Genomic DNA, 26,286 nt, shown 5'->3' on the forward strand with positions numbered 1-26,286 from the left:
GAATGAGCAGAGGAAAAGTAACCACAGGTTACAATCCAAAGACAAAAGACCACCTGCATTTGAACGCAGGTGCAATTTTTAAAAATTTTGAAGTGGGTGTTGATACCTACGAATCGGCAAGGGCATCAGGCAAGCTGATCGGGGCCACCCAGGGAGGTAATGAATTTAAAGCTGTCGCGGAAGTGCGTCAAATTGAAATTGATGGGCTGCCGGGCCGGGCAAAAGGGGCAGAGGTAATTGACAGCTGGGAGGTTTCCCAGATGGCAAATTTTGTTGAAACGACCCCAGATATTATTACGATGGCTTTAGGCGCAGCTACCATTGATAGTGATACGAATGGAACATACCACATTATAAAGGGTAAAAACAATATTGAAGATGAAGATTATATTGATAACATCACCTATATTGGGACTATTTCGGGTTCTGAACGGCCTGTTATTATCCAGACGCTAAATGCCTTGAGCACTGATGGCCTGGATATTAAAACAGAGGACAAAAAAGAAGGCGTTATCGCAGCTACCTTTTATGGACATTATGAGGATGATGGCAGCGGAAACATTGATTCACCACCCTATATTATTTATTACCCGAAAGGCGATAATGTCGAAAAGCCCGTTGCATCGGTTAAGGGAGGCACTTATACCGCTGGAAAAAGCGTAACGCTGAGCTGTGCAGATTCCGGCGCAACCATCCGGTATACAACCAATGGTTTTGAACCGGATGGCAGCAGTGATGAGTACACCACAGCCATTTCAATTTCAAAAAACACAATTTTAAAGGCAAAAGCCTTTAAATCGGGTAAGGCTGACAGCCCAACGCTCACAGAAACCTATATTATTAAATCTGGATCATAAGGAGAAAAAATATGGCAGTAAGAAAGTTAAATTTAAAAGATGTATTCAAGTTCAGCCGCTTGGTAAAAAAGACAGGTGCAAAGGCAGATATGCTGGCGGCATTCAAGGAAATCAGCAGCGACGGCGAAATGGCACAGACGGAACTGGGCATTCATTATGCCTTTATTTTTTTGGAAATCTTTTCCAAAGATGGCTGTGAGGAAGATTTATACGATCTGCTTTCCGGTCCGCTGGATTGCTCAAAAAGCGATGTGCCAAATATGGAATTAACAGAGCTCGCAGAAAAACTGTTCGAGGTTGCAAGTGTCGATGAGTGGAAAGCTTTTTTCAAGAAGGCAGTTCCTTCGACACCATCGAAGTCGGAGAGCTGCTTGCCCGAAAATATAATCTCAGCTATGTAATGCCCTTGGAGTTTTCCGAAGGCATTTCTTTTATCCGAAAAGCCTTTGAAAAGGAAAATGAACAGCGATTATGGGATTTATATATTGCTCAGTTTCCATATATGGACAAAGAAACGTTTATATCCTTTGAGGATTACAAAAAGCAGTTAATGGCAAAACCAAGTGCACAAATAAATAAACCACAGTCTAAAGAGCAGATTCTTGAAAGCGTAGAAGCCATAATAAATCTGACGGTGAAGGGTGGTGATCCACTTGGCGTTTGAAATTTTTAAACTGTTCGGTTCTATTTTCGTGGATACCAGCCAGGCGAAAAATGAAATGGACCAGGCTGGTACCAATGCAGAACGGTTAGGCAAAAATTTTAAGACCGTTGCTGACAAGGCCGGAGCTTTTGGTCAAGCAGTGACCAATGCAGGGAAAAAGCTTACTTTAGGGCTCACAACGCCAATTGTCGGTGCGGGCACTGCTGCTTTTAAACTTGCATCTGATTATAATGAATCTTTCTCAAAGATGGAGCAGGTGTTTAAGGGCAACAGTGGAAAAATTGAGGATTGGGCTAAAAACTCAATTAAGCAGTTTGGGATGGCTAAAGAAACCGCGTATGGTATGGTTTCGACATTTGGGGATATGTCCTTGTCAATGGGGCTGAGCTCAGACGAAGCGGTAAGTATGTCCACATCTGTCGCTGGTTTGGCAGCGGATATGGCTTCGTTCCACAATGTCAGCTTGGATGTAGCCCAAACAGCACTCAATTCTATCTGGACAGGTGAAACAGAATCTCTTAAACAGTTTGGTATTGTCATGACGCAGACAAACCTTGACGCTTTTGCCTTATCCCAGGGGCTTGGAAAAACCTATAGTCAGATGTCCCAGGCAGAACAGGTACAGCTAAGATATGCCTACGTCATGAGTGTCACGAGTAATGCGCAAGGCGATTTTGCCCGAACAAATGACCAGACGGCAAACCAGATGCGTATTTTTACAGAAGGACTGAAGGAGCTTGGCGCAAGCATCGGACAAGTGCTGCTGCCCATGATTACACCCATTATTCAGAAATTGAACGAATGGGTGCAGAAGCTATCAGCAATGGATGAAGGACAGAAAAAATTTATTGTTACCATTGCAGGAGTTGTGGCGGCTATTGGGCCGCTGCTCTTAATTTTGGGGAGCATGGCAAATGCAGTATCAAGCATCGCGGGTTTGTTTGCAACGGGAGGGATATTTAACAGTGCCCTTGGAGCGACAACGGCGGCTGCTGGAATGACCGCAGAATCAACAGTAGGCTTAGGCTCAGCATTGGGAACATTGCTTGGTCCCGTCGCACTAGTTGTAGCGGCCATTGCGGGGGTTATTGCTATTTTAGTAGGTGCCTGGCAGCAGTCAGAAGCTTTCAGAAATGCAGTAGGCACTCTGATTGAGACAATACAGCTCAAGCTACAAGATGCAATGGCAAGAATACAAGAGGCTCTGGCACCAGGGATACTTGCTTTTCAGAATTTCTTTGCTATTATCGGTCCGATATTACAACAGATTGGGGACTTTATCGGAAATAATATCGTCCCAATGATTAGCTGGTTTATGACATCTTTCATTGACGCTTTTACGGCTGTAATTACAGCGGCCGCGCCTTTCCTGGAAGTGATTGGAAACATCGCTTCATTTATTGGAAATATGGTGGGCTTTGTATTTGCGCTTTTAAACGGTGACTGGGCTTCGGCCTGGCAATTTGCTCAAAATATGGTTCAAAACGTCGTGGGCGTAATTACTGGACTGTTCAACACAATGTTGTCCGTTGGAACGTCTATTGTAGGCGGTATTTATAATGCTTTTGTGGGCGGTTTCAATTCTCTCCGTGATAGTGTCGTTGGCACGATTCAAAATTTGCATGACCGTGTGGTTGGTGTATTTAATACCATCAAAGGCGTGTTTAGTGGAGAATTACCTTTTCCCAGAATAAAGCTGCCTCATGTTAATATCTCTGGGTCGTTTTCCTTGAACCCACCACGAGCGCCCCACTTTGGAATTGAATGGTATGCAAAAGGGGCTGTATTAAATGATCCTACAGTTTTCGGGTTTAACGGCCCTAATGCCATGATTGGCGGTGAAGCAGGACCAGAAGCAATATCGCCAATTAGTACATTGCAAGCGTATATACGTGAAGCTGTTAATGATAATAATACTAAAATTTTAGTAATTTTACAGGCTATTTATGAATTGCTTGTTCAGTATTTTCCTGAATTTGGTAAACAGCCTATTATTGGTGCTGACGCAGTAGGCGTTATCACTGATGAGGCTTCAGCCTTTTTAGGTATGAGTAGTAGGAGGGTTAAAAAATGAAAATTGATAATATAAATATATCAAGATATGGAGCTAGGCAAAAGAGCTGCTCTATACAGCCCTCGGAAATTATTAATGAATCCGAAAAAATCAATGGAAGTATAAGTCCTGTATTTTTTCGTTCAGAGATAGGTATTAAAACATTAAAAATCGAATTGCTTTTCCAAGCGAAGCGTTCAGAAGAAATAGAAAAAAATATTTCGGACTGTACAGCCTTGCTTTTGGAACCGCGAGTAATCAAAATAGACTATCAAAATTTTCTTTACTCAGTTATTTTAACAAAAGTTGATAGTAAAAATGAAGTCAAGTCTGGTGTTGCTTCTATTGTAACCTATACTTTCATCGGCTATGCCTGCGGCACCCGGAAAAAAATGGATTTTAACCAGGCCTTAACCGCTGAGTGGAAGATAAAAGGAAACATCCCCAGCAGCGCCGTTGTGAGCATCACGCCGACACTCAGCATCCAGTCCGCAACATTGACGGGCTTTTCCGATGATCCGATCACGATCCGGAACCTGAAAAAGGACCAGGCCGTGATCCTGGACGGGGAAGCCGGGACCGTTACCGAGGCCGGGCAGAATAAATTTAAAGATGTGGATTTGTGGGAGTTTCCAAGGCTGCTGCCTGGTATGCAGTCCTTTGGCTGTAGCCATAACGGCTTAAAAATTCACATTGAATACAACCCAAGATATTTATAAAGGAGAACCCCATGTTAGATAAAACCATTACCGAGTTTAAACTTACCAACAAAAGCACCATTGACGGGAAGCTGGTCAAAAGCTTCCAGGCCGTGGTGGATACCCAGAACCCTGAGACGCTGCGCTTTTCGCACAGTACCGTATTGGACCAGGACCTGTACAAGGCCAACCGCGCCGAAATCCGTAAAGACGAATCTGATTTTGAAGATGAAGCCTACGCGTTCCAGGACAACCTGATCGCGGAAAGGAGAAAGACCCATGAAGCAGAAAATGTGTAACGCCGAGATCAACACCCATGTAATCGCCATGATGAAGGTATCGAAAAAGAAATTTTCCCCGGTGATCAACGTGGCCATTACAAGGAATTTCCGCGAGATCGGGAAACTAAATGACGATGTCCTTGAGGAGCGGAAAAAACTGGAGGCCGAGTACCTGGAAACCGAAGAAAGCGGAAGAATCGTCCTGACAGAGAGCGGCGAACCCGTTCCCAGGGAAGGGAAAAGCCTAAAAGATTATTTTAAGCAAGTCCAGGAAATTCTGGACGCTGAAACCGAAGTGGAGATCCAGACCGTCCCGATGGTCAAAATATCCAAAGAAAAAGAAGCCACTGCCAACGACCTGATCCTTTTAGATTTTATGATCGACGACAGCGAATAAGGGCAGAAAGGAGCTGAAACATGCTGATACAGCTCTTTGATAAAAACACCAGAGAACCCACCGGGTACCTGAGACACGCAAAGGAAATCAAGCTCGAGAGCACGCTTTCCGACGGGGATGAGCGGCTCTCTTTTTTAGTGCCGCGGGATACGGAGGTACACAACGAAGATTATTTAAGAACCAAGGATAACGAGTACGTGATTAAGCTGCTCTCCCCACAGTCCGACACCAACTGGATGCCCGTGGAGGCCACCCTGAACACCGAGGACTTAGAGGGAAAAGAGTGGAAAGCCTTTGAATCCGTGGAGCAGACCGCCCAGGCCTGCCTGAACCTGGCCTTTGCCGGAACCGGATGGACCGTCCAGCCCCACGGCGATTTAAAAAAGAAACGGACCATCCGCATGACCGGGAGCAGCTGGGAAGTCTTGCAGCAGGCCCTGAAAACCTACCGCTACGAAACCCGCCTGGAGGCCAGAGAAAAAGTCTGCCACCTGTACGAGCAGCGCGGCGAGGACAAGGGCGTGTATTTTAAAGACGGCCTGAACCTCAAAAAGCTGGCCGTCCAGAGCGACAGCTATGACTTTTATACCCGCATCCGTCCCGAGGGCAAGGAAGGCCTGACCATTGCAGACATCAACGATGGCCGGGACTACCTGGAAAACCACGGCTACAGCACCAAAGTTAAGACCCTGTACTGGAAAGATGAGCGGTACACCGTGGCCCAGAACCTGAAAGAGGATGCCGAGGACAAGCTGGCCGAGCTGGCCGCCCCGGCCGTGGCCTATACCACCGAAGTCCGGGACCTGGCCGCCATGAAGCCTGAAACCTATACGATACTGAGCTATGGCATCGGTGACACAATTACTTTGATCGACAAAGCCACCCTGACCCATGAGGAACAGCGGATCGTGAAGCTGGTCCGGTATCCGGACACCCCATGGAAAAACACCTGTGAGATTGCCAACCGGGCCGCGAGTTTTGACACCGTCCAGCAGGAGCAGAGCAGCGTCAACACCACGGTGAATAACATCACATCAACCAATGACCTGATTGCCGCGTCCGCCCTGGACGGTGTGATCGAGTCCAGTAGTTTTGGCCAGCTCATCGTCCAGGACCTGACCGCCGTAACCGCGCGGATCGGCCATCTGGAAGCAACCACTGCCGAGATCACCGAGCTTTACGCCAAGAAAGCCTATGTATCCGAGCTTTTAGCTGGATATGCCAAAATCACCGAACTGGACGTTACCAACGCCCGGATCGAAAATGCCGAGATCAAGGTGGCTGACATCGAGACCCTGGTCAACGGAAACCTGACCAGTGATAACATCCTGTCCCTGATCCTCACCTCCGATAAAGTGACCGCCGACACCCTGTTTGTCAAAACACAGATCGCCAGCAAAATTGCCGTCAACGATCTGGTGGCCGGAACCATCTACACCGAAAAGCAAAAGATTATGTCCGAGGATGGCGCGCTGGTGATCCAGGGGCCGACCATGCAGTTTAAAGACGAAAACAGCAAGGTCAGGATGCAGATCGGGCGGGATGCCTACGGCCATTTTAACTTTATCCTAATCGGCGAGGACCCGACAAAGGGCGCGATCCTGGACCAGGACGGCATCCATACCGGAGCCGTACCCGACGGGCTGATCGTGGATATTATGATCGCAGACAACGCCAATATTGGCGGGAATAAGATCAATATTCCCAGCCTGGTCACCGAGATCAACGGCAACACCGAAACCATCAAAAGCAGCCTGATCGCATACGATCCAACCGGGCAGACCCTGGACGTATTTCTGGGACAGCTCAAAACCACCACCGACAACCTGGACGGCATCACCGAGAGCCTGGAAACCAGTATCGGCATCCAGCAGGGCAAGATCGACGGCCTGATCTCCGATTCCGTGATCGTGAACAGCGACGGTACCACCACCAAGCTGAAAGACGCGTTCACCAGCTTTAAAATCACGCTGGACGGCCTTCAGATCACGGTCACCGATCATGAGAGCCGCTTCGGGGACTACGCCACCACCAGCGCCATGACCAGCGCCATCACCCAGGCAAAAAACGAAATTTCGACAACCGTGAGCCAGACCTACGCGACAAAAAGCAGTCTGAACAATTACTCCACCACCGAGCAGATGAACAGCGCCATTATCCAGAAGGGCAACAGCATTTTATCAACGGTGAGCCAGACCTATGTGTCAGAATCCAACATGGAGCAGGTGTTAAGCTTTTATTGGTCAGCCAGTACAACACAGACTGCCATTAATCAGAAGGCCGATGAAATTACCCTGTCCGCTTCAAAAAACTATGCGACCAAAACCGAGCAGGAAGGACTGGCAGAACGTATTTCAAGCGCAGAACTCAAGCTCACCGACAAAGCCATCACACTTGCCGTGAGCAATGGGATCAACGCAGGAAGTCCGGTCAGTACCACCAAGTTCACGCTGGACGGTTCTGGCGGCACCTTTAAAAACGGCGGGATTAAAATCCAGAACAATCAGGGGACCAATGTTTTATACGCGGACACCAGCGGAAATCTGAAAACTCTGAACATGATTGCCGACAACATGACCGCCAATAATATGACCGCTGTAAATGCCTATCTGGATGGCGGGACCATGACTACATACGGCTATTATGGAAGTGAAAAGAAAAAGGCCATTGACTTCCAGGGCAACTCCATCTATTTTTACAGCCTTATGGCCGCGTCTGGCTCCAGGCTGGCAGGAAAACTGTACAACTGGCAAGGTGCAAGCTATGACGGTTTAGGGATATGGGGTGCAACCGATAATGGCGGTGCGGTCGTGATTGGCGCAGGATCAAATACCAGTACAGGTATGGGCCTTGTCGTGCGCGCGACATCCACCACGGCCTATAATTTTAACAACGCTTCCACCGAGAGAATAAAAAGCAATATCCGGGAAATTGACCTGGATGTCAGAAACGTTATTAAAAATGCAAAAATATACGGATATAATCTGAACAGCGAGCGAGAGTTCTACGGAGCGGCCGCGCCAAGGCATTATGGTTTTGTCGTTGAACGTGAAACCCCAGAACAGGTTATTTCTATCGAACAGGATGCCGTGGATACCTATACCATGTCAGCCATCAACTGGCAGGCAACCAAAGAAATCTATACGATCACCGAAAATCACAAGCTCAGGATTGAGCAGTTAGAACAGGAAAATGCCCAGCTGAGAGCACGCCTACAGGCATTGGAAAATCAAAACGCTGCGTAAAGGAGGAAAAAATTTGCTTGAATTTAGAATAACCGAGCAGAACACCATTCGCGTGGATAACAGTAAAGTCGTTGCCGATTTTACAAAATTTATCGAATTTAAACTGGAACTTCCGGAAAACTGGCAGGGCCTGACCGTCAACGGCCTGTTTTACCGGGAAGAGGACGAAACGCTGGGAATGGTTGAAAACATCGTGAGCGGCGAAGTGCGAAACCTGCCGTCTGCGCCCTTTAAGGGAGAAGAATTTGGACAGGATTTTAAAGTGTTCATTTCATTTGTGGGGACCGGAACCGATGGAAAAACCGCCACCAGCTCCGTCTATGAGTTAACCGTTCATCCGAGCGGTTTGTCTGGAATGAACGTCACGCCGGACGGGGACGAAGAAAACCCCTTCGCCCGTTTTTTAAGACTGGTTGAGGAAGAACGAAAAAAAGCCGAAGCCAAAGCAGAGGAAGCAGCCGAAAGTGCAAGTGCCGCCGCCGGGGCTGGGGCCGCTGCTGCGGCCAGTGCAAAGAGTGCCGCCAGTGACGCAGCCAAAGCAGCCATGGATCGTGCCGCCGCGGATCAGGCTGCCGTGGATGCCGCCGCCGCCAAACAGGCAGCTAACCAATCGGCCATTGCCGCCGCCGCTTCCAAAGCAGCCGCCGCAGAAAGCGAAAAGAAAACCGCTGCCGACGCAACGAAAACCGGGCAGGATCGGGCCGCTGCCGAAAAGGCGGCCAGTGATGCCGCCGCAGCAAAGGAAGCCGCAGCACAAGAGGCCGCAGCCGCTGAGCAGTCACGCGTTCAAGCAGACGGCAGTGAACAGAGCGCCGCGGAAGCCGCCGAGCAAACGCAACAAGATAAAACCGACGCTGATGCCGCTGCGAGCGCAGCAGCGATATCCAAAAGCGAAGCGGCCGAAAAAGCCAGCGCCGCCGAAAAAGCCGCTGCCGCTGCTGAAAATAGCGAACAAGGTGCTGCCGCGTCGGCAACAGCGGCAGCAGCTTCCGCGACACAGATCGAAAACAGCCTTACAGACTATGTCAAAAAAGACACCGTCTATACCATACAAGGCGTATTATAGGAGGACACAATATGTTGAGATTTAAGAAAGTTGCACGAAAAGCAAACGGGGGGGGGGTATTATTCCTAAATAATAATATCTCCTGGCGGGAGGTGAACTAAATGCCGGATTCAAACACCTTAGAACGGCGTATCCTCCTGCCACGAAAGACAGCCTCAGAACTGTCAAACCTCAACCCAATTTTATTAAACGGTCAAACCGTGATCGAAGCCGACACCAACAAGCATAAAACAGGCGATGGTGTGAGCCCGTGGAACAGCCTGCCCTATGGAAAAGTAAGCTGCGTGAATGGACTGGACAGTGACAGTACAATAGACCCGCTGTCTGCCGCCCAGGGGAAAGCCCTGGAGCAGAAAAAACGGGATCGGATCAATGCGGATACAAACGCTTTTTATCGGGAAGGAAACTACTGTGTAAAGTATTTTAGTTTAGAGGTTTCTGAGCAGAATTCGATGGGGAACCAACTCTATTTTGCCTGGCCTGCATCAGAAAATATATATGGGAGAATCGTTGTAACGCTATTAACAACTTATTCTTACCAAAACGCCAGTGGAACCCTGTGTAAAGAGTATTCTTTTGCCAACGAATCCGGAAACACTTTTGAAAATGTATCAAGGTATACTTTTATTGGGGAAAAAGTCGCAGAGTATTATTCTTTATGGGACAAAATAGGGGTAAATGCAAACATGTTTGCAATTATTCTATCCAGAAAAGATACAAGTATCAATAATCGAATTACCATTAAAATAGAAGTTTTCGGGCGTACTAATTTAACTGAAAATTCTTTTTACATTTATGGGGGTAATTGGTTGGAGGTCACGAATACCTATAAAAAGCCAGAGTACACATTAGGAAACGTGCAGGAATTAAGCTATAAAGGCATCAGCGCGATACGTAGCCAGGAAGAGTTGAACAATGCTTTGGATAACATCGCCGTAGCGTCTGGTATCGAATCTTACATCAAAATGCTAAGTGTGAATGTTACCGGATTAAGCTTAAATGGTGGCATTAAACAGGTATTTGGATTGTCGATTGACAGCAGCTATCAAGCACAGTTTGCGATCTCGTATAACGCTGGGATGTTTTACCGCCATAAAAACGGTGGTGATTGGTATCCGTGGACAAAAGTGATCACGCTGGAAGATTTCACGCAGTCCATTAACGCAGAAAACGGCGTCGGTTATTTAAAACTGCCAAGTGGGGTATTGCTCCAGTGGTTTATCCTTTCATCGACTACCGAAATCTATAGCGGTGCCTTTCCGATAGCCTTTCCACATTATCCGCGTTATATCAACGGCATCGTGGTGGACTCTTCTAAAAGTGGCGTCAGTTTGACGAGTGCAAACAGAACAAACTGCACTCTAAAAGGACAGGCTGGCAGCACCATGTGGGTTTTTGCGATCGGTAATTAAAAAAAGGTTGAGGTTTGACAAGAAAATTTTAAAGGAGTTAACAATATGTTGAGACTTAATAAAGTTGCGCAAAAAGCAAACGGGGGGGGGTATTATAACTTAAAGTATAATATTCCCAAGCAGGAGGTGAACTAAATGCCAGATGCAAATACACTTGAACGGCGCATCCTCCTGCCACGAATGACAGCAGCAGAATTGTCGAACCTCAACCCGATTTTAAAAAATGGACAAGTCGTGATCGAAGCCGACACCAACAAGCAAAAGGCCGGAGACGGCGTAACCGAATGGAGCCGCCTGCCCTATGGAAAAGTAATCTGTATAAACAGCCTGGAAAATGACAGCGCGAGCGATCCGCTGTCTGCCGCCCAGGGAAAAATATTAAAACAAAATCTGGAGGCCGTTGCCAAGAAAAATCACATCATCAATTCTGATTTCAGCCGGGGACTGTACGGCATTGAACCAAACCAAAACGTGACCCTTAGTATCAATGAGCACCCAGACGGTTTCTCTTTTCTGACAGCCCAGTCAGAGCAGGCAACCTCCACACCAGGAGTTAAAATAAAATTGTCCGACATTGAGTATGGCAGGGATTATACCATATCCTTTAAGTATTCAGCCGCCATAGCCCATATACTTATGACAAGCGTCGCAGACTATTCAGGTGCGACCGCGCATAATACTGGCGCGTATGAAAGAATAGACAACAGCGGCGGGACAAGGACCTTTAAGCAGACCATCCGGATCAACAAAAACGGAAATGAGAATGAAATATTACACGAGTGTTATCTGTTTATTATTTGGGCGGGTGTAAGCGGGCAGGTGGTTTTAAACCTATGGGATCTGAAAATGGAGAAAGGCCTAGTTGCGACAGACTGGTGTTTATCCGACGACGATTTCGCAAAGATGGCAGATTACACACAATTCTTTACATCAGATGGCTATGCGAGGCTACCGAATGGCTTGATCCTACAGTGGCTGGTCTGGAAGGAAGTGACACCGAATGTACTGACCACATTGAATTATCCGATTACCTTTCCAAGGGCACAGACCGCGATCCTCGCAACGGGGAACGCAGGCACACCAGGTCAGGTGTCCGCTGCCAATGAATCAGAAAGCAGCGTACAGATCATATCCAGTGTAGGCCGAGTCAATCTTGCTATACTAGGGTATTAAAATCAATTTGAGGTTTCGACGTATAAAAAATACGGAGGAACACATGGACAATCTACAAAGAAGAATGCAGCAGGTCACCAATACCGCCGCACAATGGGAAACCGAAAACCCGGTACTGGCCGAAGGCCTGATCGGCGTGGTGAAAGAAACCGGACGCATGAAAGCCGGGGACGGTATTAAGCACTGGAACGAATTAAAGTTCGAGCTGGATTATTTTCCAGATGAAGAGTACCTCAAAAAAAGGGATAGCACTTTTGACAGTGAGGTCGTTCAAGACGGAAATACCATCAGTAAAAAAATCAGGCAAATAACAAAAAACCATGCCGTTATCAATTTTCAGATTAGATTTAGGACACAAGAAAATTCGATCATTATCCAAGCACACGTCAATTCAAAAACAGTCTTTACAGGAAAAGTTAAAATCAATTTGACATCTGGTTATCAGACAGAAGATACATCCGGTTGTTTAAGTAAAGAAATCTCAATTCTGTATATTAAAGATACAATCATCGATCAAAGTTCAAGATACACGAATATTGGATACCCGATCGGTAACTATTATTCTATTGGTGATTTTGTCAGAAGTGGAGAAATCCTATATTTTACCGTTGCAAAACGAACAAAATATCAAGACAATGTTAACTTAAGTGTAGAATTTGAAGGTCTTAATGCCGATCAGGCAGCTTTGTCCATGTATCAGGAGTACCCACTACTGATCGGTAATTTAAAAAACAGTGTTTATGTAAAACCAGAGTATACCCTCGGCAATGCCGGTGAATTTGTCTACAAAAATTTAGGAAGGCCTTCCACCCAGGGTGATTTGGATGGAGCGATTGATAATATTACGGATACGCTCTATGTCGCTTTCGTATATCCCAGTGAAAGTGGCTTGAGTTTGCCGCAATATCAAGGAACTATTATTGGTCAGTCCGAGCCATCTAAGGCTTATCAATCACAGATATATTTTTCTCATGGTGACCATTTACTTTTAAGAAGGTATAGATGGATCGGTGTTTGGAGTCCCTGGACAAAAATTCTTGAAATGACCGATATGCCGTCTGCGATGAATAACTATAGCGGTTATATTAAATTACCAACCGGACATATTCTGCAATATGGATATGTGACGAATGCGACACCGGAAGGATTGCAGGTAACCTGGCCCGTAGCCATCACACGCGTTCCGATGAGCCCGATTGTTACACCAGAGGTTAGCGGAGAAACAACAGGATACTACGCTTATTCTTACGCAACATCCAGCAATAAAAACAGTTTTATACTGCATTCAAACTGCCCAGGAGTAAGTTGGATGTGCATTACATTTTAGGAGATACTATGGAAATAAAAAGATACCTGAGAATCGGGGAAAACTACCCCGACAATTTGCAGGATTTTGGCTTTATATCCACCGATATTTATAAGCCAGAGGATATACGAGACACGGATCGGCCCATTACACAGGAAGATTGGCAGTTCTTTTTAGACAACGCAAACGGCCGAATGCGGCTTAAAAACCCGCTGCCGGAAAACGGCGGCCTGTTCGACTACTTGGAAATCTTTACCCAGGCAACGGCAGAACCGACCATAACGGCCGATGATGAGAAAACATTGGCCGCGGTCGAACTGTACGAGCAGCAGGAGCAGGATAAAACCGACATGCAGCTGTTAGTTGCAGAAATGATGGAAGGAGGCCTTTAAATGGCAAAGTTAAGCCCAATGGTAAAGATGTACGCTGACCTTGTAGAAAAGGGGATGCGGGCATTAGAGGAGAACGCAGACGGCATTAAGCTGGTGGATAGTCGGTATTGCGCAGAGGTGGCCCTGGAAGTGGAGCGCCGGAACATCGAAAAACAAGCCGCGCTTCAGAAGATGGAGGAAGAAAACGCCCGTCTGGCCGCCGAGATTGAAGCACAACGGCAGAAAACCGAACAGGCGGCAGGCAAACAACCGGAAACGCCGGAGAATACTGGAACCGAGGAAAACGTGCCGGATCAGTCGCAGGAAAGCCAAAACGATCCAGAGCCACCAAAACCTTCCGAAAAGGAAACAGAGTTCACAGAACAGCTGTAAGGCTGTTTTTTTAGTGCGAGAAAAGGAGGTGAGCTGTTAAGTCTTTACTGCAAATAGAACAGGAGGAAAACATGCAGGAGTCTATAAAGTTGCTGGCAGACTGGTCCGGGTGGATCGTTGCGATAATAGCGTGTGTGGCGCTTTTCTATAAGCCGTTAAACCAGTGGTTCCACAGAAAAATAATCCGGCCAGACCAGGAACAAGATAAAAAAATCGAAGCAATGGAAGAAAGAATCGCCGCAACCGAGAGCTGGCAGCGGAAACAGCAGGAGGACATCCAGGTAAGGACAAAAGAAAACTATATCCTTATAACCGCCATGAAAGCCTGTCTGGAAGCCGTTTCCGGAAAGAAGTGTAACGGCAATGTCGACGATGCGATCAAGCACATCGACGATTTTATGGCCGAGCAGGCCCACAAAACCAAAAGCCGCATGGAGGCTTAGAAAGGAAACAAAAATGAAATGGGAAGATTTAAGCAAGTATTCCGGCCCGATCGCCAGACTGTTTGTGCTGGTATTAACGTGGTTTAACCAGGTCTGCGCCATGACCGGGAATCCGTTTATCCCGATCGACAACGAGGCGATCAACCTGTTTGTAAGTACCGGGCTGACGCTGTTATCGACGGCGGTGTGCTACTGGAAAAACAACAGCTTCACCGAACCCGCCGTGGCGGCCGACAATTTAAAAAAGGCCATCAAGAAACTGGCCACAGACAAGCTCAACGAGCTTCTGGGAATTGTAGAGGAAGAAAACAACAAGGAGGAAAAATAAAAATGGCAACAATCGAATTATACAGTAACATCAGCATTCAGCAGGCATTAGCATGGCTTTACGGCGAGGAAGCCCTGGGCCCCTGTGGCTACGACGGGGATTTAGGGGAACCCGGCAGCGCCAGCTGCTGCCGCCAGCTGATCCGGCGTTTTGAATCCGAATACGGCCTGGCAGTCGACGACGGTGTCTGGGGCTGGGACTGCCAGCGCAAAATGGCCGAAGTTCTTACAAACGGTGTACAGCTCACCCCGCATTTTAACAGCGCAGAACTGGGCTGCGGCATTGCCGTGTCCGATAACGACGATCCGGCCATCCACTCCGGGAACTGCCTGCACTTCCCGGAAATGATTAACCATACGGCCTTAAACTGCCTGGAAGCCACCCGGCAGGATTTAGGCTCCGGCATCCAGGTAACCTCCGGGGTGCGCTGCCCAGACTACAACGCCAGCCTGTCCGGAAGCTCCTCCGAATCCTGCCACATGGCAGGACGGGCCTTTGACTGCAACCCCATGGGCGCGTGCAGCTACGAGGAACTGTTAGAAATCGGATTAAGAAACGGCTTTACCTGGGGCTATGTTGGCGATGGCTATGTCCATCTGCAATATACCGGAGCAGGTTATTAAGAAAACATCGGGCCGCCTTCGGGCGGCCCACACAAATGAAAGGAGAATAAAAAAATGAATAGCTTTTTAATGTGGATCGGCGGGAAACGCCTGTTAAGAAAACAGATTATCGCCCTGTTTCCAAAAGAATACGAGCGGTACATCGAAGTCTTTGGCGGCGCCGGATGGGTGCTGTTCGGAAAGGAACCCGGAAAAGAAATGGAGGTCTACAACGATGCCAACGGCGAGCTGGTAAACCTGTACCGCGTTGTTAAATACCATCCCGAGGCCCTACAGAAGGAGCTGGCCTACACCCTTAACTCATACGAACAATTTAATATCTGCAAAAACCAGTTAGAGGCAGAGGGACTGACCGATATCCAGCGGGCCGCTCGGTTTTATATTCTTATTAAGCATAGCTACGGCGCAAATTTGAAAGATTACTCCGGAAGAGAACGGACACCCGATAGGGGAATCGCTTACCTGGGAGAAATATCCGAACGCCTTCGGAAAGTGGTGATCGAAAATCGGGACTTTGAACGCATCCTAAAAACGTATGACCGCGAGAATGCTTTATTCTATCTGGACCCGCCCTATCACAGTACCGAAAAATATTATTCCGTGGCATTCACCGAAGCCGATCATAAGCGGCTGAAGGCCTGCCTGGACAAGATCCAAGGAAAATTTATTTTAAGCTACAACCGGGACAGCTTTGTAGAGGCACTTTATAAAGATTACAACCTGCACCCGGTGTCCAGGCGAAACGGGCTGCTGGAAAGATACAATAAGTCCGACGAGGAAATGGAATATAAAGAATTAATCATCACCAATTATTAGATGTGAGAGGACCGTCAAAGACGATCTTGTCCCATGTAATAAAAAAGCTCCCAGAACGGGAGCCGTTTCCTAAACACTCTTAATGCGCATGGCAAAGGGCATTTCAGGAGCGTTAGCATTTTCAAGGCGCAGGTCTTTCAATATACCAGCGCGGATTTTCATAAAACAGGTTGATCACCCTTTCACTTTCACCGATGCGGCAGACAAACCGGGTACCCAGTGCGCCAGCCCTTAAGCCCGGTGATTCGTGGATTTCCAGTATTTCGTCGATGTCGCATTTTCGTTCGTCCGGGAGCTTCAGGCGCAGCGGCCTTACTTTTCCATTTAAATCGAAAGCCGCCAGGACAGAAATGTAAAACCGATCAACCTTCAGCTTTGTATAGGCCTCCCGGTCTCTTTGCGGAGAATCATACCATTCATACAAAAGAACCACCCCCGTCAAAGTGCGCAAAACGCCATGATCTTTTAAGAAAGAGGCGGTTTTTCATCGTCCGAATCATTTCACGGTCCAGGCCGTCAATCCAAAATTTCATGTTCATTCCCTCCTTGATGATCGAATAAATGTTTATTTTATTATAAAATAAGAAAGCATGTTCGTCAAGAGAGACAAAAGGACACGCTTGTGAAAAGAAAGAAATTGTAAAATTAATGGGGGGTTGAATCCATACTTTTAATGATTGCAAAAAATATGGTAAAGATATATAATAGAGAACAGGAAAAACAAAAAAGCGGCATCCAGACAGTGCGCCAACACTGTCCGGCTTGCATAGCAGGTGTCCAAGCCACCATACCACACAACCTCCCTGAGGAAGTACCGCATACTGATTATTATAGGCTATTTATGTACAAATTACAAGTGATTGTGTTTGAGCATTAACGCGGGAAAAAGGCAGAAGTTTTATGCTGTGTATGGGTGTCACCCTGCACAGCATTTTTTGTTTTTCTGGAAGCTGGGGAACCAAAAGAGGACGCAGCGCGCCGTCCTCTTTCCACAGCGGATTCCAGAAAAATATAGATAGGGGAAAGAAACATGCAGCCACTCGATCACAAGGCCATCGGCCTAAGAATCCGTAAACAAAGAACCTTTTTAAACATGTCCCGCGACGAATTGGCCCGTAAAATTGGGATCACACCCACATTTTTAGCCGATATCGAGCTGGGGACAAAAGGCTTCTCATTAAAAAGCCTGAACCGCTTCTGTGACATTTTAAAAATGTCTGCCGATGCCATTCTCTACGGCCCAAAGGAATACATGGGGACAAAGTACGCATCGCTGCTGGAGCTTCTGGAACGCTGCCCGGCCGACAAGGGGAAATATGCAGAAGAAATCCTGACATTGTACTTACGCAGCCATGATCCGGTAGAATAAAAAAAGCCGCCTTTAATCAGGCGGCTGGCTTTCAGTTTTAAAATAGTTTCATAATAATTTCAGAAATAGTGCAAAAAGAAGCTATAAACTCGGTAGCGTTAAAAAGATTATTTACTGACTGAGAAATTTTACTTTTTTTATTTTCTTTAATGGAGTTGTTTGTTTCGTTTAATAAACACTCTAGATTATTAATTTTTATTAATGTATCGGTAGTAAGGGAACTAGCATTTGATTTGATTATTTTCAGTTCACGCTGCATATCGACAATAGAGACGCAAAGTAGTTGAAGTGTCTCTTCATATTTTGGAGACTCCAACAAATTGAGCATTGTAAACATATTTTCATGAATTTTATGATACCTCTCATCTAATTCATTTCTATCATCAAAAAGACAATAATAATTTTCTAATGACTGGAATAGAGCGCTAGGAAAATTATAGGGATTGTAATCTTCTTTAAAAAAGTAATCAACGGAGCTGTCGCTGGTGAACCATTCCACAACTTCTGGTAAAGTAGAATTGGTTAGAGTTACTATTTTTAGATCGGGTGAAATTTCTCTCAATTTGTGGAATAAAGCTAATCCGGTAGTCCACCCTCCATGAGATTCAATAGTGCTGAAAAGATGTTCCGTGTCATTCATATGAATATCAACCACAACAGCATCTAGTTCATGAGATTTAACATAAATAATCAATTCTGAGATTGAATTAAAAACTTTTGGTATAAAACCATACAATTGTAGTTTCTCTGAATATTGATAAGCACGAAATAAATCGTCATCTAAAAGACCAATTTTATAAGAGTACATGTAATCTTCCGTTCGTTATTTTTGTTTTAATACAATTATAATAGAGATATAAAAAAAAATAAATAAAAAAATATCTACATTATTATATATATATTGTTTACAGGTTTTGTTGATGAATATATCCGCTTTAAAAATCAACTTTCTTCTACTATACAATATATATAATATATATAATAAAAAATTTATTTATATTTTTGCCCGAGATTTGCCCTGTAGATTTTATAATGATATGTAAGGTAAGATGTACTTGTGACGGATATACCCTTGAAAACAAGCCATTTCTGAGCACCTTGAAACTTTGATAAACACTCTTTTCCTAAGGTGGGGGTCTCCGGTTCGAATCCGGACAAGGGCTCCATCAAATGAACTTGAACAGCTGCAAGCAGCTGTTTTTTTATTGCTCCGGGGCATGATGGCCCGGCTCAGGCGGTGGCCTTAAAAACCGGGGCCGGACCTTCTGCCGGTGTTTAAACCCCTGGTCCAGCGGGTATAATCATAACGAACACACAGACCTCTTATTTTAACGAACCATTCACTCTCCCAATTTTCTCTTTGCGAAGCCCTGGCCGGATGGCTGGGGCTTCGTTTCTTAAGAAAACGGGTTTTTCCTTAAGGTGATTTGACAAAGGACGCCGACTAGGGTATACTAAGAATGTATTTAAGAGAGTATCAATTGATTTCACATATTTTTGCAAGTCGTTTTTGTCTACTTAAGTTCAATGTAAGCTTGGTGACAAGAGGGTTTGCAAAAATATGTGTTTTTTTATTTTACGATTGCGAATATAATATAATTTTCAGGAGGTACCACAATGAATAATGGTACAGTTAAATGGTTTAATGGCGATAAAGGTTTTGGTTTCATCTCAAGAGAAGACGGCGACGATGTATTCGTACATTTCTCTTCAATCATTGGCGATGGCTTCAAGACTTTAAATGACGGCGACAAAGTAACCTTTGATACCGAACAGGGCCCACGCGGCTTACAGGCAAAGAACGTCTGCTTAGCGTAGACTGTCGCGATAAAATGAATTTTAAGCCGGATGCTTCCGGCTTATTTTTTTTATCCCCAATTTTATTTAAGTTTTGGAAGAAAAAAGCTTGAAACCCCCCGGATGCTATTGTATAATATGCTGAGTGAAGCCGTCCGGAATATGGAAAAAACGGCGCGCATCAAATCGTATCTATTAAAATTAATTTATAATCTTTAAGGAGATAACAAAATGGCTAAAGAAAAATTTGAAAGATCCAAACCACATGTTAACATTGGGACCATCGGTCACGTTGACCACGGTAAAACAACATTAACCGCTGCAATCACCACCGTCTTAAACAAACGCTTCGGAACCGGTGAAGCTGTAGCTTTCGACAACATCGATAAAGCACCAGAAGAAAGAGAACGTGGAATCACCATCTCAACCGCCCACGTTGAATATGAAACCGACGCTCGTCACTACGCACATGTTGACTGCCCGGGCCATGCCGACTACGTTAAAAACATGATCACCGGCGCAGCCCAGATGGACGGCGCGATCTTAGTAGTATCCGCAGCCGACGGCCCAATGCCGCAGACCCGTGAACACATCCTGTTAAGCCGCCAGGTCGGCGTACCTTACATCATCGTATTCTTAAACAAAGCCGACATGGTCGACGATGAAGAATTATTAGAACTCGTTGAAATGGAAGTACGTGAACTGTTAGACGAATACGAATTCCCAGGAGACGACACACCAATCGTTATCGGATCCGCTTTAAAAGCCCTGGAAGATCCAGACGGCGAATGGGGCGACAAGATCGTCGAACTGATGAAAGAAGTGGATGCCTACATCCCAGAACCAGAACGTGACACCGACAAACCTTTCTTAATGCCAGTGGAAGACGTGTTCTCCATCACCGGCCGTGGTACCGTTGCAACCGGTAGAGTAGAACGTGGGATCGTACACGTTGGGGACGAAGTTGAAATCGTAGGGATCCATGAAATCAAGAAAACCGTTGTAACCGGGATTGAAATGTTCCGTAAGCTGTTAGATGAAGGCCGCTCCGGCGACAACATCGGCGCGCTGTTACGTGGGATCGACCGTACCATGATCGAACGTGGACAGGTACTGGCAAAACCAGGCTCCATCCACCCACACACCCACTTCACCGCCCAGGTCTACGTACTGACCAAAGAAGAAGGCGGCCGTCATACCCCATTCTTCGATGGCTACAGACCACAGTTCTACTTCAGAACAACCGACGTAACCGGTAATATCAAACTGCCAGAAGGCGTTGAAATGGTAATGCCAGGGGATAACGTAGAAATGGAAATCACCCTGATCACCCCAATCGCGATCGAAGAAGGTTTACGTTTCGCGATCCGTGAAGGCGGCCGTACCGTAGGTTCCGGCGCCGTTGCGAAGATTATCACGGACTGACGCTGAGTCCGAATTTCGTGGAAATAATAAGCATAAAATAAAATTAAAAGGATCCGGCTTTTGCGAGCCGGATCCTTTTTTAATGGAAAATTCTTAGTTCCCGATTCTCAGTTCCTTCGCCATCCGCACATGGCCGATTCCGAGCTCCATGAAGGGTTCGCTCACAGTGGCGTACCCCTGCTTGTGGTAAAAGGCTTCGGCGGTCTGTCTGGCGTTGAGGATCATGCGGGTATAGCCCTGGGTGGCGGCAAAGCTTTCGGCAAAGGCGACGAGCTTCGCGCCGAGGTGCTGTCCCTGGAGGGCCGTGTCCACGGCCACCTGGCGCATCTGGAGGGTGGCGCTGTCCTTTGGGATGAGCACCAGCACTGCGGCCAGCGCCGGGCCCTTGAAAATGCCGAGGTGGTAATCGTCTTTTTCGCCGCTCAGGTCCTCGTCGTACAGGCTCAGGCCCAGAGGCCTGCGCAGCAGCCTGTCCCTCAGGGCAAGGGCCTGGTCGTAATCGTCGGAGCCGTAGGCGATGATTTTTCGTAGGGTTAAATTTGCAAACATGGGGATCTCCTTTGATGATAAGGTGTTTTCATTATACCACAGCGCCCGGACGGTTCATAACGCAAAAATCAAAAGGCGGCCCATGCGTTATGAGAAAAGGCTGGAACCCGCATGGACAGGGGGCTTGAGCCCACGAAAAAGTCATAACACCCATAACGCAGCCAATACGCCGCGTTTTTGGCCGGAGAAATGAGCGGCGGGTGTTGAAAGCGCGGACCCGGCGTATTATGATTTGAAAGGTTGTAAACCGAAAAGGAACTTCCGATGCGTTAGGGAAGTGGCGGAGCCCGAGACTACGCCTTTTATCCAGATAAGGAAAAAGGGCCAGGCGCTTTGGAGGACGGCCGAAAATCGAGCCGCCTTATCGGAGCAGCCGGACACCTGTGAGATAAAGCGTCAACCTTAATGAGGAAGATACGGTTGTGCGTGCAGTGCCCGCAGGCCGCTTTTTGCTTCCTTAGGTAAAAGGCTTCGTCTCTTGAGGTTTTGACACGGTGTGGCGGGGTCCGAGACTACGCCTTTTATCCAGATAAGGAAAAAGGGCCAGGCGCTTTGGAGGACGGCCGAAAATCGAGCCGCCTTATCGGAGCAGCCGGACACCTGTGAGATAAAGCGTCAACTTTAATGAAGAAGATAGCGTTGTGCGTGCAGTGCCCGTAGGCCGCTTTTTGCTTCCTTAGGTAAAAGGCTTCGTCTCTTGAGGTTTTGACACGGTGTGACGGGGCCCGAGACTACGCCTTTTATCCAGATAAGGAAAAAGGGCCAGGTGCAAGCCGGGAGCAAGGGCGACCGGCGCTCTCAGTGCTGCTGCGAAGCGGCAGCAACCGAAAAGGGACCCGGACGCGTTAGGGAACACAGCTGATCCACGCAGCCGGACACCTGTGAGATAAAGCGTCGACTTTAATGAGGAAGATAGCGTTGTGCGTGCAGTGCCCGCAGGCCGCTTTTTGCTTCCTCAGGTAAAAGACTTCGTCTCTCGTGTTTCTTTGGTCGTGAAATTTTCCATCCTTCATTTTCCGTTTGCTAAAATGCCCCCGGTTCTGCGCTTTATGTGTGTTATGACTTTTTGGTGTGCTCAAAGCCTGTGTTCATGCGGCTTCCAGCGGTTTTTCATAACGCAGGCGGGCCTTTCTGAAAAAGGCGTTATGTGTTTCTGGGACGCTGAAGCCAGGGGTGCGTTACTGTGGGAAAGTATCATTCCTTAAGGCTTTCTTAATTGTAAACGTCTTTTCATAAAGTCTTTAAAAAAATATGTTTATTTCTGCAAAAAGCTTGCAACGGAGCGTTCGGGCATGTATAATAGACAAGGTTGACTATCTGCGATGAGATGGGAAGTTGCTGTTACTAATTCAGGTAATTCCCATGGAGTATGTCACGATCACAGAATCGGACGACAACCCCTTGAAACCGGCTGTTTCAGGCCGCTTTTTTTTAAAAGTTTTAGAATGAAACACCCGGCAGAGTTGACAAGGCGGTTGACGTACCTAAATGCTATTGCAAAAAACATACAAGGAGGTAAATTTAGGTATGGCAAAACAAAAAATTAGAATCAGACTCAAGGCTTTTGATCATCAGTTACTCGATCAATCAGCTGAAAAAATCGTTGAAACGGCGAAGAGAACAGGTGCGAGTGTTTCTGGCCCTATTCCGCTTCCGACGGATAAAGAAATCATCACGATTTTAAGAGCGGTTCACAAGTACAAGGATTCCAGAGAACAGTTCGAAATGCGCACACATAAGCGCCTGATCGACATCTTAAATCCGACACCGAAGACAGTAGACGCTTTAATGCGTTTAAACCTGCCAGCAGGCGTTGATATCGAAATTAAATTATAATTTTTAGTCAACCACACACAATATTATGATCGCGCCGCGATCCAATGATATAGGAGGAAAAAATTGAAAAAAGCAATTATCGGCAAAAAAATTGGTATGACTCAGATTTTCACAGAAAACGGGACCGTAATCCCGGTAACGGTTGTGGAAGCGGGTCCATGTGTTGTTGTCCAGAAGAAAAATATGGACGTTGACGGTTACGAAGCCATTCAGCTCGCTTACGGCGATGTGAAGGAAAAAAGAGTAACCAAACCTTTAAAAGGTCATTATGACAAACACGGTGTTGAATACAAAAAAGTCATCCGTGAATTTAAATTAGACGATTACGATGCTTTTGAAACAGGACAGGTCATCAAGGCCGACTTGTTTGAAGCTGGCGACAAGGTTGATATCTCCGGTAAATCCAAAGGTAAGGGTTTCCAGGGCGTTATCAAGCGTCACGGCCAGTCCAGAGGACCAATGGCCCACGGCTCCAAGTACCACAGAAGCCCAGGCTCCATGGGTGCTTCCGCTTACCCGGCTCGTGTTATGAAGGGTAAGAAGTTACCAGGTCAGATGGGGAACAAGAATGTTACGGCTTTAAATCTGGAAGTTGTCCAGGTTTCTGCTGAAGACAATATTCTGCTCATTAAGGGGGCTGTTCCCGGTCCTAGAGGCGCACTGGTTTCCATCAAAAGCAGCGTTAAAGCATAGAATATCTTAGCTTGAAAGGAGGAATTCAAATGCCAAAAATGGACATCTTAGATGTAAAAGGAAATGTCGTTGGTGACGTGGAACTCAGCGAAAGAGTTTTCGGGATCGAACCCAACGAACCGGTTGTACATGAAGTGGTCGTAGCACTGCTTGCAAATAAACGTCAGGGCACTAAAGGCACCTTAACCCGTTCCGAGGTCAGAGGCGGCGGCAGAAAGCCCTGGAGACAAAAAGGAACGGGCCGCGCACGTGCCGGCACAAGCCGTTCTCCATTATGGGTTGGCGGCGGCGTGATCTTCGCTCCGAAATCCAGAGATTACAGCAAGAAGGTTAACAAGAAGGTTCGTAACCTGGCCATGCGTTCTGTTTTCTCAGCGAAGGCTCAGGACAACGAACTCCGCGTTTTGGATCAGCTGACAATGGATGCACCGAAGACCAAGGAAATGGTCGGCATCTTAAGCGCGATCAACGCGCCGAAGGCTCTGATCGTTACCGTGGAAAAAGACGATGCGGTTGTCCGCAGCGCCAACAACATTCAGAAGGTTGCGACCGCGACGGTCAGCGAGCTGAATGTTTATGATATGTTAAAATACGACGTTCTGGTCATGACCAAGGACGCTTTAGAAAAAATTGAGGAGGTATACGCATAATGAAGAATCCTCGCGATATTATCATCCGTCCACTGATCACTGAAAAGAGCATGGATGATAGTGAATTCAACCGATATACTTTCGAAGTCGCTAAAAATGCGAACAAAATCGAAATCAAGAATGCCGTTGAAGAAATCTTCGATGTGAAGGTCGAAAAAGTTGCGACCATGAACATGAACGGTAAGATGAAGAGAATGGGCCGTTTCGAAGGCAGAAGAAAAAACTGGAAAAAAGCCATCGTTAAACTGACGGAAGACAGCAAGGCCATTGAATTCTTCGAAGGCGTATAAGCCTAAGACCCGATAAGCATTTAACACTACAGGAGGTTTGCGAATAATGGGTATTAAAAAATACAAACCGACGTCCCCTGGACGCAGAAATATGAGCGTCAATACATTTGACGAAGTAACCAAAAAAGAACCAGAAAAATCCTTGTTGACGCCTTTGAAATCCAAAGCTGGTCGTAACAATTACGGTCGTATCACCGTAAGACACCAGGGTGGCGGCGCCAAGAGAAAATACAGAATCATTGACTTCAAGCGAAACAAAGACGGTGTACCGGGCAAGGTTGCCGGTATCGAATACGATCCGAACCGCAGCTCCAACATCGCGTTAATCCACTATGCAGATGGGGAAAAACGTTACATCATCGCGCCTTTAAAATTAAAGGTTGGCGACACCATTGTTTCCGGTCCTGAAGCGGAAATCACCATTGGCAACTGTCTGCCGCTGAAAAATATCCCTGTTGGTACCCTGGTGCACAACATCGAATTAAAAGCGGGCAAGGGCGGCCAGATGGTCCGTTCTGCCGGCGCTTCTGCCCAGCTGATGGCAAAGGAAGGCAACTACGCGACCCTGCGTCTGCCATCTGGTGAAATGCGCCAGGTTCGTCTGGAATGCCGCGCCACAGTCGGTACGGTTGGTAACTTAGACCACCAGAATGTCCGTATTGGTAAAGCGGGCCGTAAACGCCACATGGGTATCCGCCCGACCGTCCGCGGTTCGGTTATGAACCCGAATGACCATCCACACGGTGGTGGTGAAGGCCGCGCTCCGGTTGGCCGCTCTGGCCCAGTTACGCCTTGGGGTAAACCGGCACTTGGTTATAAGACACGTAAGAAGAATAAACCTTCCGATAAATATATCGTACGTCGTCGTAACGTGAAATAAGCATAGGAGGTTAAAATATGAGTCGATCTGTAAAAAAAGGACCTTACGTCAGCGAAAAGCTGCTTAAAAGAATCGAAGAAATGAACGAAAAAGGCGAAAAGAACGTGCTGAAGACCTGGTCAAGAAGCTCCACTTTATTCCCACAGATGGTTGGACACACCATCGCTGTTCATGACGGTAGAAAGCATGTGCCTGTATATGTCACTGAAGACATGGTTGGTCACAAACTCGGCGAGTTTGCGCCCACAAGAACCTACAGGGGCCATGCCGGCGAAAAGAAAACAAAAATGAAATAGCCAAAAGGAGGGTGCAAAGTGGAAGCAAGAGCTACAGCTAAATATGTACGTGTTTCATCCAGAAAGGCTAAATTAGTGGCTGATTTGATCAGAGGTAAAAGCCTCGGAGAAGCCTTAAGTATTTTGGCTTTAACACCGAACAAAGCCGCAAAAATCACTGAAAAAGTCGTAAAATCTGCCTTAGCAAACGCGGAAAATAACCATAACATGGATCCTGAAAAACTGTATATCGATCAGATCTACGCGGATCAGGGACCAACCTTAAAGAGATACAAAGCTGGCCCGCAGGGACGTGCTTTTCCAATTAAGAAGAGAACTTCCCACATCACAGCTGTTTTAAAAGAATACGAAGTACAGGAATAGGAGGAATCAGGT

General features: G+C 46.6%; 33 protein-coding genes. 29 read left to right on the forward strand and 4 right to left on the reverse strand.

Translation table 11 applies throughout. The features are described from left to right. Positions 1 to 2 precede the first annotated feature (2 nt). The 18 genes from I2B62_RS15390 (at position 3) to I2B62_RS15475 (ending at position 16,126) form a co-directional block, all read left to right on the forward strand. On the forward strand, positions 3 to 857 hold the full coding sequence (locus I2B62_RS15390) for a chitobiase/beta-hexosaminidase C-terminal domain-containing protein (protein WP_195269951.1): 855 nt from the start codon (positions 3 to 5) through the stop codon (positions 855 to 857). An 11-nt stretch (positions 858 to 868) separates the two neighbouring features. Continuing rightward, positions 869 to 1,258: a hypothetical protein gene (locus tag I2B62_RS15395; protein WP_195269952.1), complete on the forward strand. Its 390-nt coding sequence runs from the start codon at positions 869 to 871 to the stop codon at positions 1,256 to 1,258. 5 nt (positions 1,259 to 1,263) lie between these two features. Continuing rightward, entirely contained in the window at positions 1,264 to 1,521 is a 258-nt protein-coding gene (locus I2B62_RS15400) for a hypothetical protein (RefSeq protein ID WP_195269953.1), read from the forward strand. Then, on the forward strand, positions 1,511 to 3,595 hold the full coding sequence (locus tag I2B62_RS15405; protein WP_195269954.1) for a phage tail tape measure protein: 2,085 nt from the start codon (positions 1,511 to 1,513) through the stop codon (positions 3,593 to 3,595). The genes I2B62_RS15400 and I2B62_RS15405 overlap by 11 nt, the downstream gene beginning before the upstream one ends. After that, positions 3,592 to 4,293 (forward strand): hypothetical protein, encoded by a 702-nt coding sequence (locus I2B62_RS15410; protein ID WP_195269955.1) that lies wholly within the window; start codon positions 3,592 to 3,594, stop codon positions 4,291 to 4,293. Before I2B62_RS15405 ends, I2B62_RS15410 begins: the two co-directional genes overlap by 4 nt. An 11-nt stretch (positions 4,294 to 4,304) precedes the next feature. Continuing rightward, positions 4,305 to 4,571: a hypothetical protein gene (locus I2B62_RS15415; protein ID WP_195269956.1), complete on the forward strand. Its 267-nt coding sequence runs from the start codon at positions 4,305 to 4,307 to the stop codon at positions 4,569 to 4,571. After that, positions 4,552 to 4,950 carry a hypothetical protein gene (locus I2B62_RS15420; RefSeq protein WP_195269957.1) on the forward strand — a complete coding sequence of 133 codons (399 nt, stop codon included), beginning with the start codon at positions 4,552 to 4,554 and terminating at the stop codon, positions 4,948 to 4,950. The genes I2B62_RS15415 and I2B62_RS15420 overlap by 20 nt, the downstream gene beginning before the upstream one ends. Before the next feature lie 20 nt (positions 4,951 to 4,970). Continuing rightward, a complete protein-coding gene (locus I2B62_RS15425; protein ID WP_195269958.1) occupies positions 4,971 to 8,195 on the forward strand; it encodes a phage tail spike protein in 3,225 nt (1,074 codons plus the stop codon). Positions 8,196 to 8,208: 13 nt separating this feature from the next. Then, positions 8,209 to 9,261: a hypothetical protein gene (locus I2B62_RS15430; RefSeq protein WP_195269959.1), complete on the forward strand. Its 1,053-nt coding sequence runs from the start codon at positions 8,209 to 8,211 to the stop codon at positions 9,259 to 9,261. A 101-nt stretch (positions 9,262 to 9,362) separates the two neighbouring features. Then, the gene (locus I2B62_RS15435) at positions 9,363 to 10,673 is read left to right on the forward strand and encodes a pyocin knob domain-containing protein (RefSeq protein ID WP_195269960.1); all 1,311 of its coding nucleotides are present in this window, start codon (positions 9,363 to 9,365) and stop codon (positions 10,671 to 10,673) included. 135 nt (positions 10,674 to 10,808) lie between these two features. Continuing rightward, a complete protein-coding gene (locus I2B62_RS15440; RefSeq protein WP_195269961.1) occupies positions 10,809 to 11,846 on the forward strand; it encodes a hypothetical protein in 1,038 nt (345 codons plus the stop codon). A 43-nt stretch (positions 11,847 to 11,889) separates the two neighbouring features. Next, positions 11,890 to 13,173 (forward strand): hypothetical protein, encoded by a 1,284-nt coding sequence (locus I2B62_RS15445; protein ID WP_195269962.1) that lies wholly within the window; start codon positions 11,890 to 11,892, stop codon positions 13,171 to 13,173. Between the two features lie 8 nt (positions 13,174 to 13,181). Then, a complete protein-coding gene (locus I2B62_RS15450; protein ID WP_195269963.1) occupies positions 13,182 to 13,544 on the forward strand; it encodes a hypothetical protein in 363 nt (120 codons plus the stop codon). Further along, positions 13,545 to 13,916 carry a hypothetical protein gene (locus tag I2B62_RS15455; RefSeq protein WP_195269964.1) on the forward strand — a complete coding sequence of 124 codons (372 nt, stop codon included), beginning with the start codon at positions 13,545 to 13,547 and terminating at the stop codon, positions 13,914 to 13,916. A 71-nt stretch (positions 13,917 to 13,987) separates the two neighbouring features. After that, complete coding sequence (locus I2B62_RS15460) at positions 13,988 to 14,359, forward strand: hypothetical protein (protein ID WP_195269965.1); 372 nt, start codon at positions 13,988 to 13,990, stop codon at positions 14,357 to 14,359. Between the two features lie 13 nt (positions 14,360 to 14,372). Further along, positions 14,373 to 14,687 carry a phage holin gene (locus tag I2B62_RS15465; protein ID WP_195269966.1) on the forward strand — a complete coding sequence of 105 codons (315 nt, stop codon included), beginning with the start codon at positions 14,373 to 14,375 and terminating at the stop codon, positions 14,685 to 14,687. A 2-nt stretch (positions 14,688 to 14,689) separates the two neighbouring features. Then, positions 14,690 to 15,310 (forward strand): D-Ala-D-Ala carboxypeptidase family metallohydrolase, encoded by a 621-nt coding sequence (locus I2B62_RS15470; RefSeq protein ID WP_195269967.1) that lies wholly within the window; start codon positions 14,690 to 14,692, stop codon positions 15,308 to 15,310. A 54-nt stretch (positions 15,311 to 15,364) separates the two neighbouring features. Next, positions 15,365 to 16,126 carry a DNA adenine methylase gene (locus I2B62_RS15475; RefSeq protein ID WP_195269968.1) on the forward strand — a complete coding sequence of 254 codons (762 nt, stop codon included), beginning with the start codon at positions 15,365 to 15,367 and terminating at the stop codon, positions 16,124 to 16,126. 121 nt (positions 16,127 to 16,247) lie between these two features. On the opposite strand, the gene I2B62_RS15480 is transcribed toward I2B62_RS15475, so the two are convergent. Beyond that, positions 16,248 to 16,550 carry a hypothetical protein gene (locus I2B62_RS15480; RefSeq protein ID WP_195269969.1) on the reverse strand — a complete coding sequence of 101 codons (303 nt, stop codon included), beginning with the start codon at positions 16,548 to 16,550 and terminating at the stop codon, positions 16,248 to 16,250. Further along, entirely contained in the window at positions 16,543 to 16,920 is a 378-nt protein-coding gene (locus tag I2B62_RS15485) for a hypothetical protein (protein ID WP_195269970.1), read from the reverse strand. The genes I2B62_RS15480 and I2B62_RS15485 overlap by 8 nt, the downstream gene beginning before the upstream one ends. Positions 16,921 to 17,156: 236 nt before the next feature. Between I2B62_RS15485 and I2B62_RS15490 the strand changes: the two genes are divergently transcribed. Further along, positions 17,157 to 17,495 (forward strand): helix-turn-helix transcriptional regulator, encoded by a 339-nt coding sequence (locus I2B62_RS15490; protein WP_195269971.1) that lies wholly within the window; start codon positions 17,157 to 17,159, stop codon positions 17,493 to 17,495. 37 nt (positions 17,496 to 17,532) lie between these two features. Here the strand turns inward: I2B62_RS15490 and I2B62_RS15495 are convergent, their stop codons facing one another. Continuing rightward, positions 17,533 to 18,303 (reverse strand): response regulator, encoded by a 771-nt coding sequence (locus tag I2B62_RS15495; protein WP_195269972.1) that lies wholly within the window; start codon positions 18,301 to 18,303, stop codon positions 17,533 to 17,535. An 809-nt stretch (positions 18,304 to 19,112) separates the two neighbouring features. Here I2B62_RS15495 and I2B62_RS15500 point away from each other — a divergent pair. Together I2B62_RS15500 and tuf are read left to right on the forward strand one after the other, a co-directional pair. Continuing rightward, positions 19,113 to 19,313, forward strand: coding sequence for a cold-shock protein (locus I2B62_RS15500; RefSeq protein WP_195269973.1), 201 nt, complete (start codon positions 19,113 to 19,115; stop codon positions 19,311 to 19,313). A 210-nt stretch (positions 19,314 to 19,523) separates the two neighbouring features. Next, the gene (tuf, locus tag I2B62_RS15505) at positions 19,524 to 20,717 is read left to right on the forward strand and encodes an elongation factor Tu (RefSeq protein WP_013382292.1); all 1,194 of its coding nucleotides are present in this window, start codon (positions 19,524 to 19,526) and stop codon (positions 20,715 to 20,717) included. Positions 20,718 to 20,810: 93 nt separating this feature from the next. Here tuf and I2B62_RS15510 read toward each other — a convergent pair whose 3' ends face one another. Next, positions 20,811 to 21,266 carry a GNAT family N-acetyltransferase gene (locus I2B62_RS15510; RefSeq protein ID WP_195269974.1) on the reverse strand — a complete coding sequence of 152 codons (456 nt, stop codon included), beginning with the start codon at positions 21,264 to 21,266 and terminating at the stop codon, positions 20,811 to 20,813. 920 nt (positions 21,267 to 22,186) lie between these two features. On the opposite strand from I2B62_RS15510, the gene I2B62_RS15515 reads away from it, so the two are divergent. From I2B62_RS15515 to rplV, 8 genes are all read left to right on the forward strand, one after another. Further along, entirely contained in the window at positions 22,187 to 22,471 is a 285-nt protein-coding gene (locus I2B62_RS15515) for a hypothetical protein (protein ID WP_195269975.1), read from the forward strand. A gap of 322 nt (positions 22,472 to 22,793) precedes the next feature. Continuing rightward, positions 22,794 to 23,102 carry a 30S ribosomal protein S10 gene (gene rpsJ, locus I2B62_RS15520; protein WP_013382287.1) on the forward strand — a complete coding sequence of 103 codons (309 nt, stop codon included), beginning with the start codon at positions 22,794 to 22,796 and terminating at the stop codon, positions 23,100 to 23,102. Positions 23,103 to 23,165: 63 nt separating this feature from the next. After that, on the forward strand, positions 23,166 to 23,795 hold the full coding sequence (gene rplC / locus I2B62_RS15525; RefSeq protein ID WP_195269976.1) for a 50S ribosomal protein L3: 630 nt from the start codon (positions 23,166 to 23,168) through the stop codon (positions 23,793 to 23,795). A gap of 29 nt (positions 23,796 to 23,824) precedes the next feature. Further along, entirely contained in the window at positions 23,825 to 24,445 is a 621-nt protein-coding gene (rplD, locus tag I2B62_RS15530; protein ID WP_195269977.1) for a 50S ribosomal protein L4, read from the forward strand. After that, a complete protein-coding gene (gene rplW, locus I2B62_RS15535) occupies positions 24,445 to 24,735 on the forward strand; it encodes a 50S ribosomal protein L23 (protein ID WP_013382284.1) in 291 nt (96 codons plus the stop codon). The genes rplD and rplW overlap by 1 nt, the downstream gene beginning before the upstream one ends. A gap of 46 nt (positions 24,736 to 24,781) precedes the next feature. Further along, positions 24,782 to 25,615 carry a 50S ribosomal protein L2 gene (gene rplB, locus I2B62_RS15540; RefSeq protein WP_195269978.1) on the forward strand — a complete coding sequence of 278 codons (834 nt, stop codon included), beginning with the start codon at positions 24,782 to 24,784 and terminating at the stop codon, positions 25,613 to 25,615. Positions 25,616 to 25,632: 17 nt separating this feature from the next. After that, positions 25,633 to 25,911: a 30S ribosomal protein S19 gene (gene rpsS / locus I2B62_RS15545; protein ID WP_013382282.1), complete on the forward strand. Its 279-nt coding sequence runs from the start codon at positions 25,633 to 25,635 to the stop codon at positions 25,909 to 25,911. A gap of 18 nt (positions 25,912 to 25,929) precedes the next feature. After that, entirely contained in the window at positions 25,930 to 26,274 is a 345-nt protein-coding gene (rplV, locus tag I2B62_RS15550; protein WP_013382281.1) for a 50S ribosomal protein L22, read from the forward strand. Positions 26,275 to 26,286 lie beyond the last annotated feature (12 nt).

Source organism: Eubacterium sp. 1001713B170207_170306_E7 (assembly GCF_015547515.1).
In the GTDB taxonomy this organism is placed as follows: domain Bacteria; phylum Bacillota; class Clostridia; order Eubacteriales; family Eubacteriaceae; genus Eubacterium.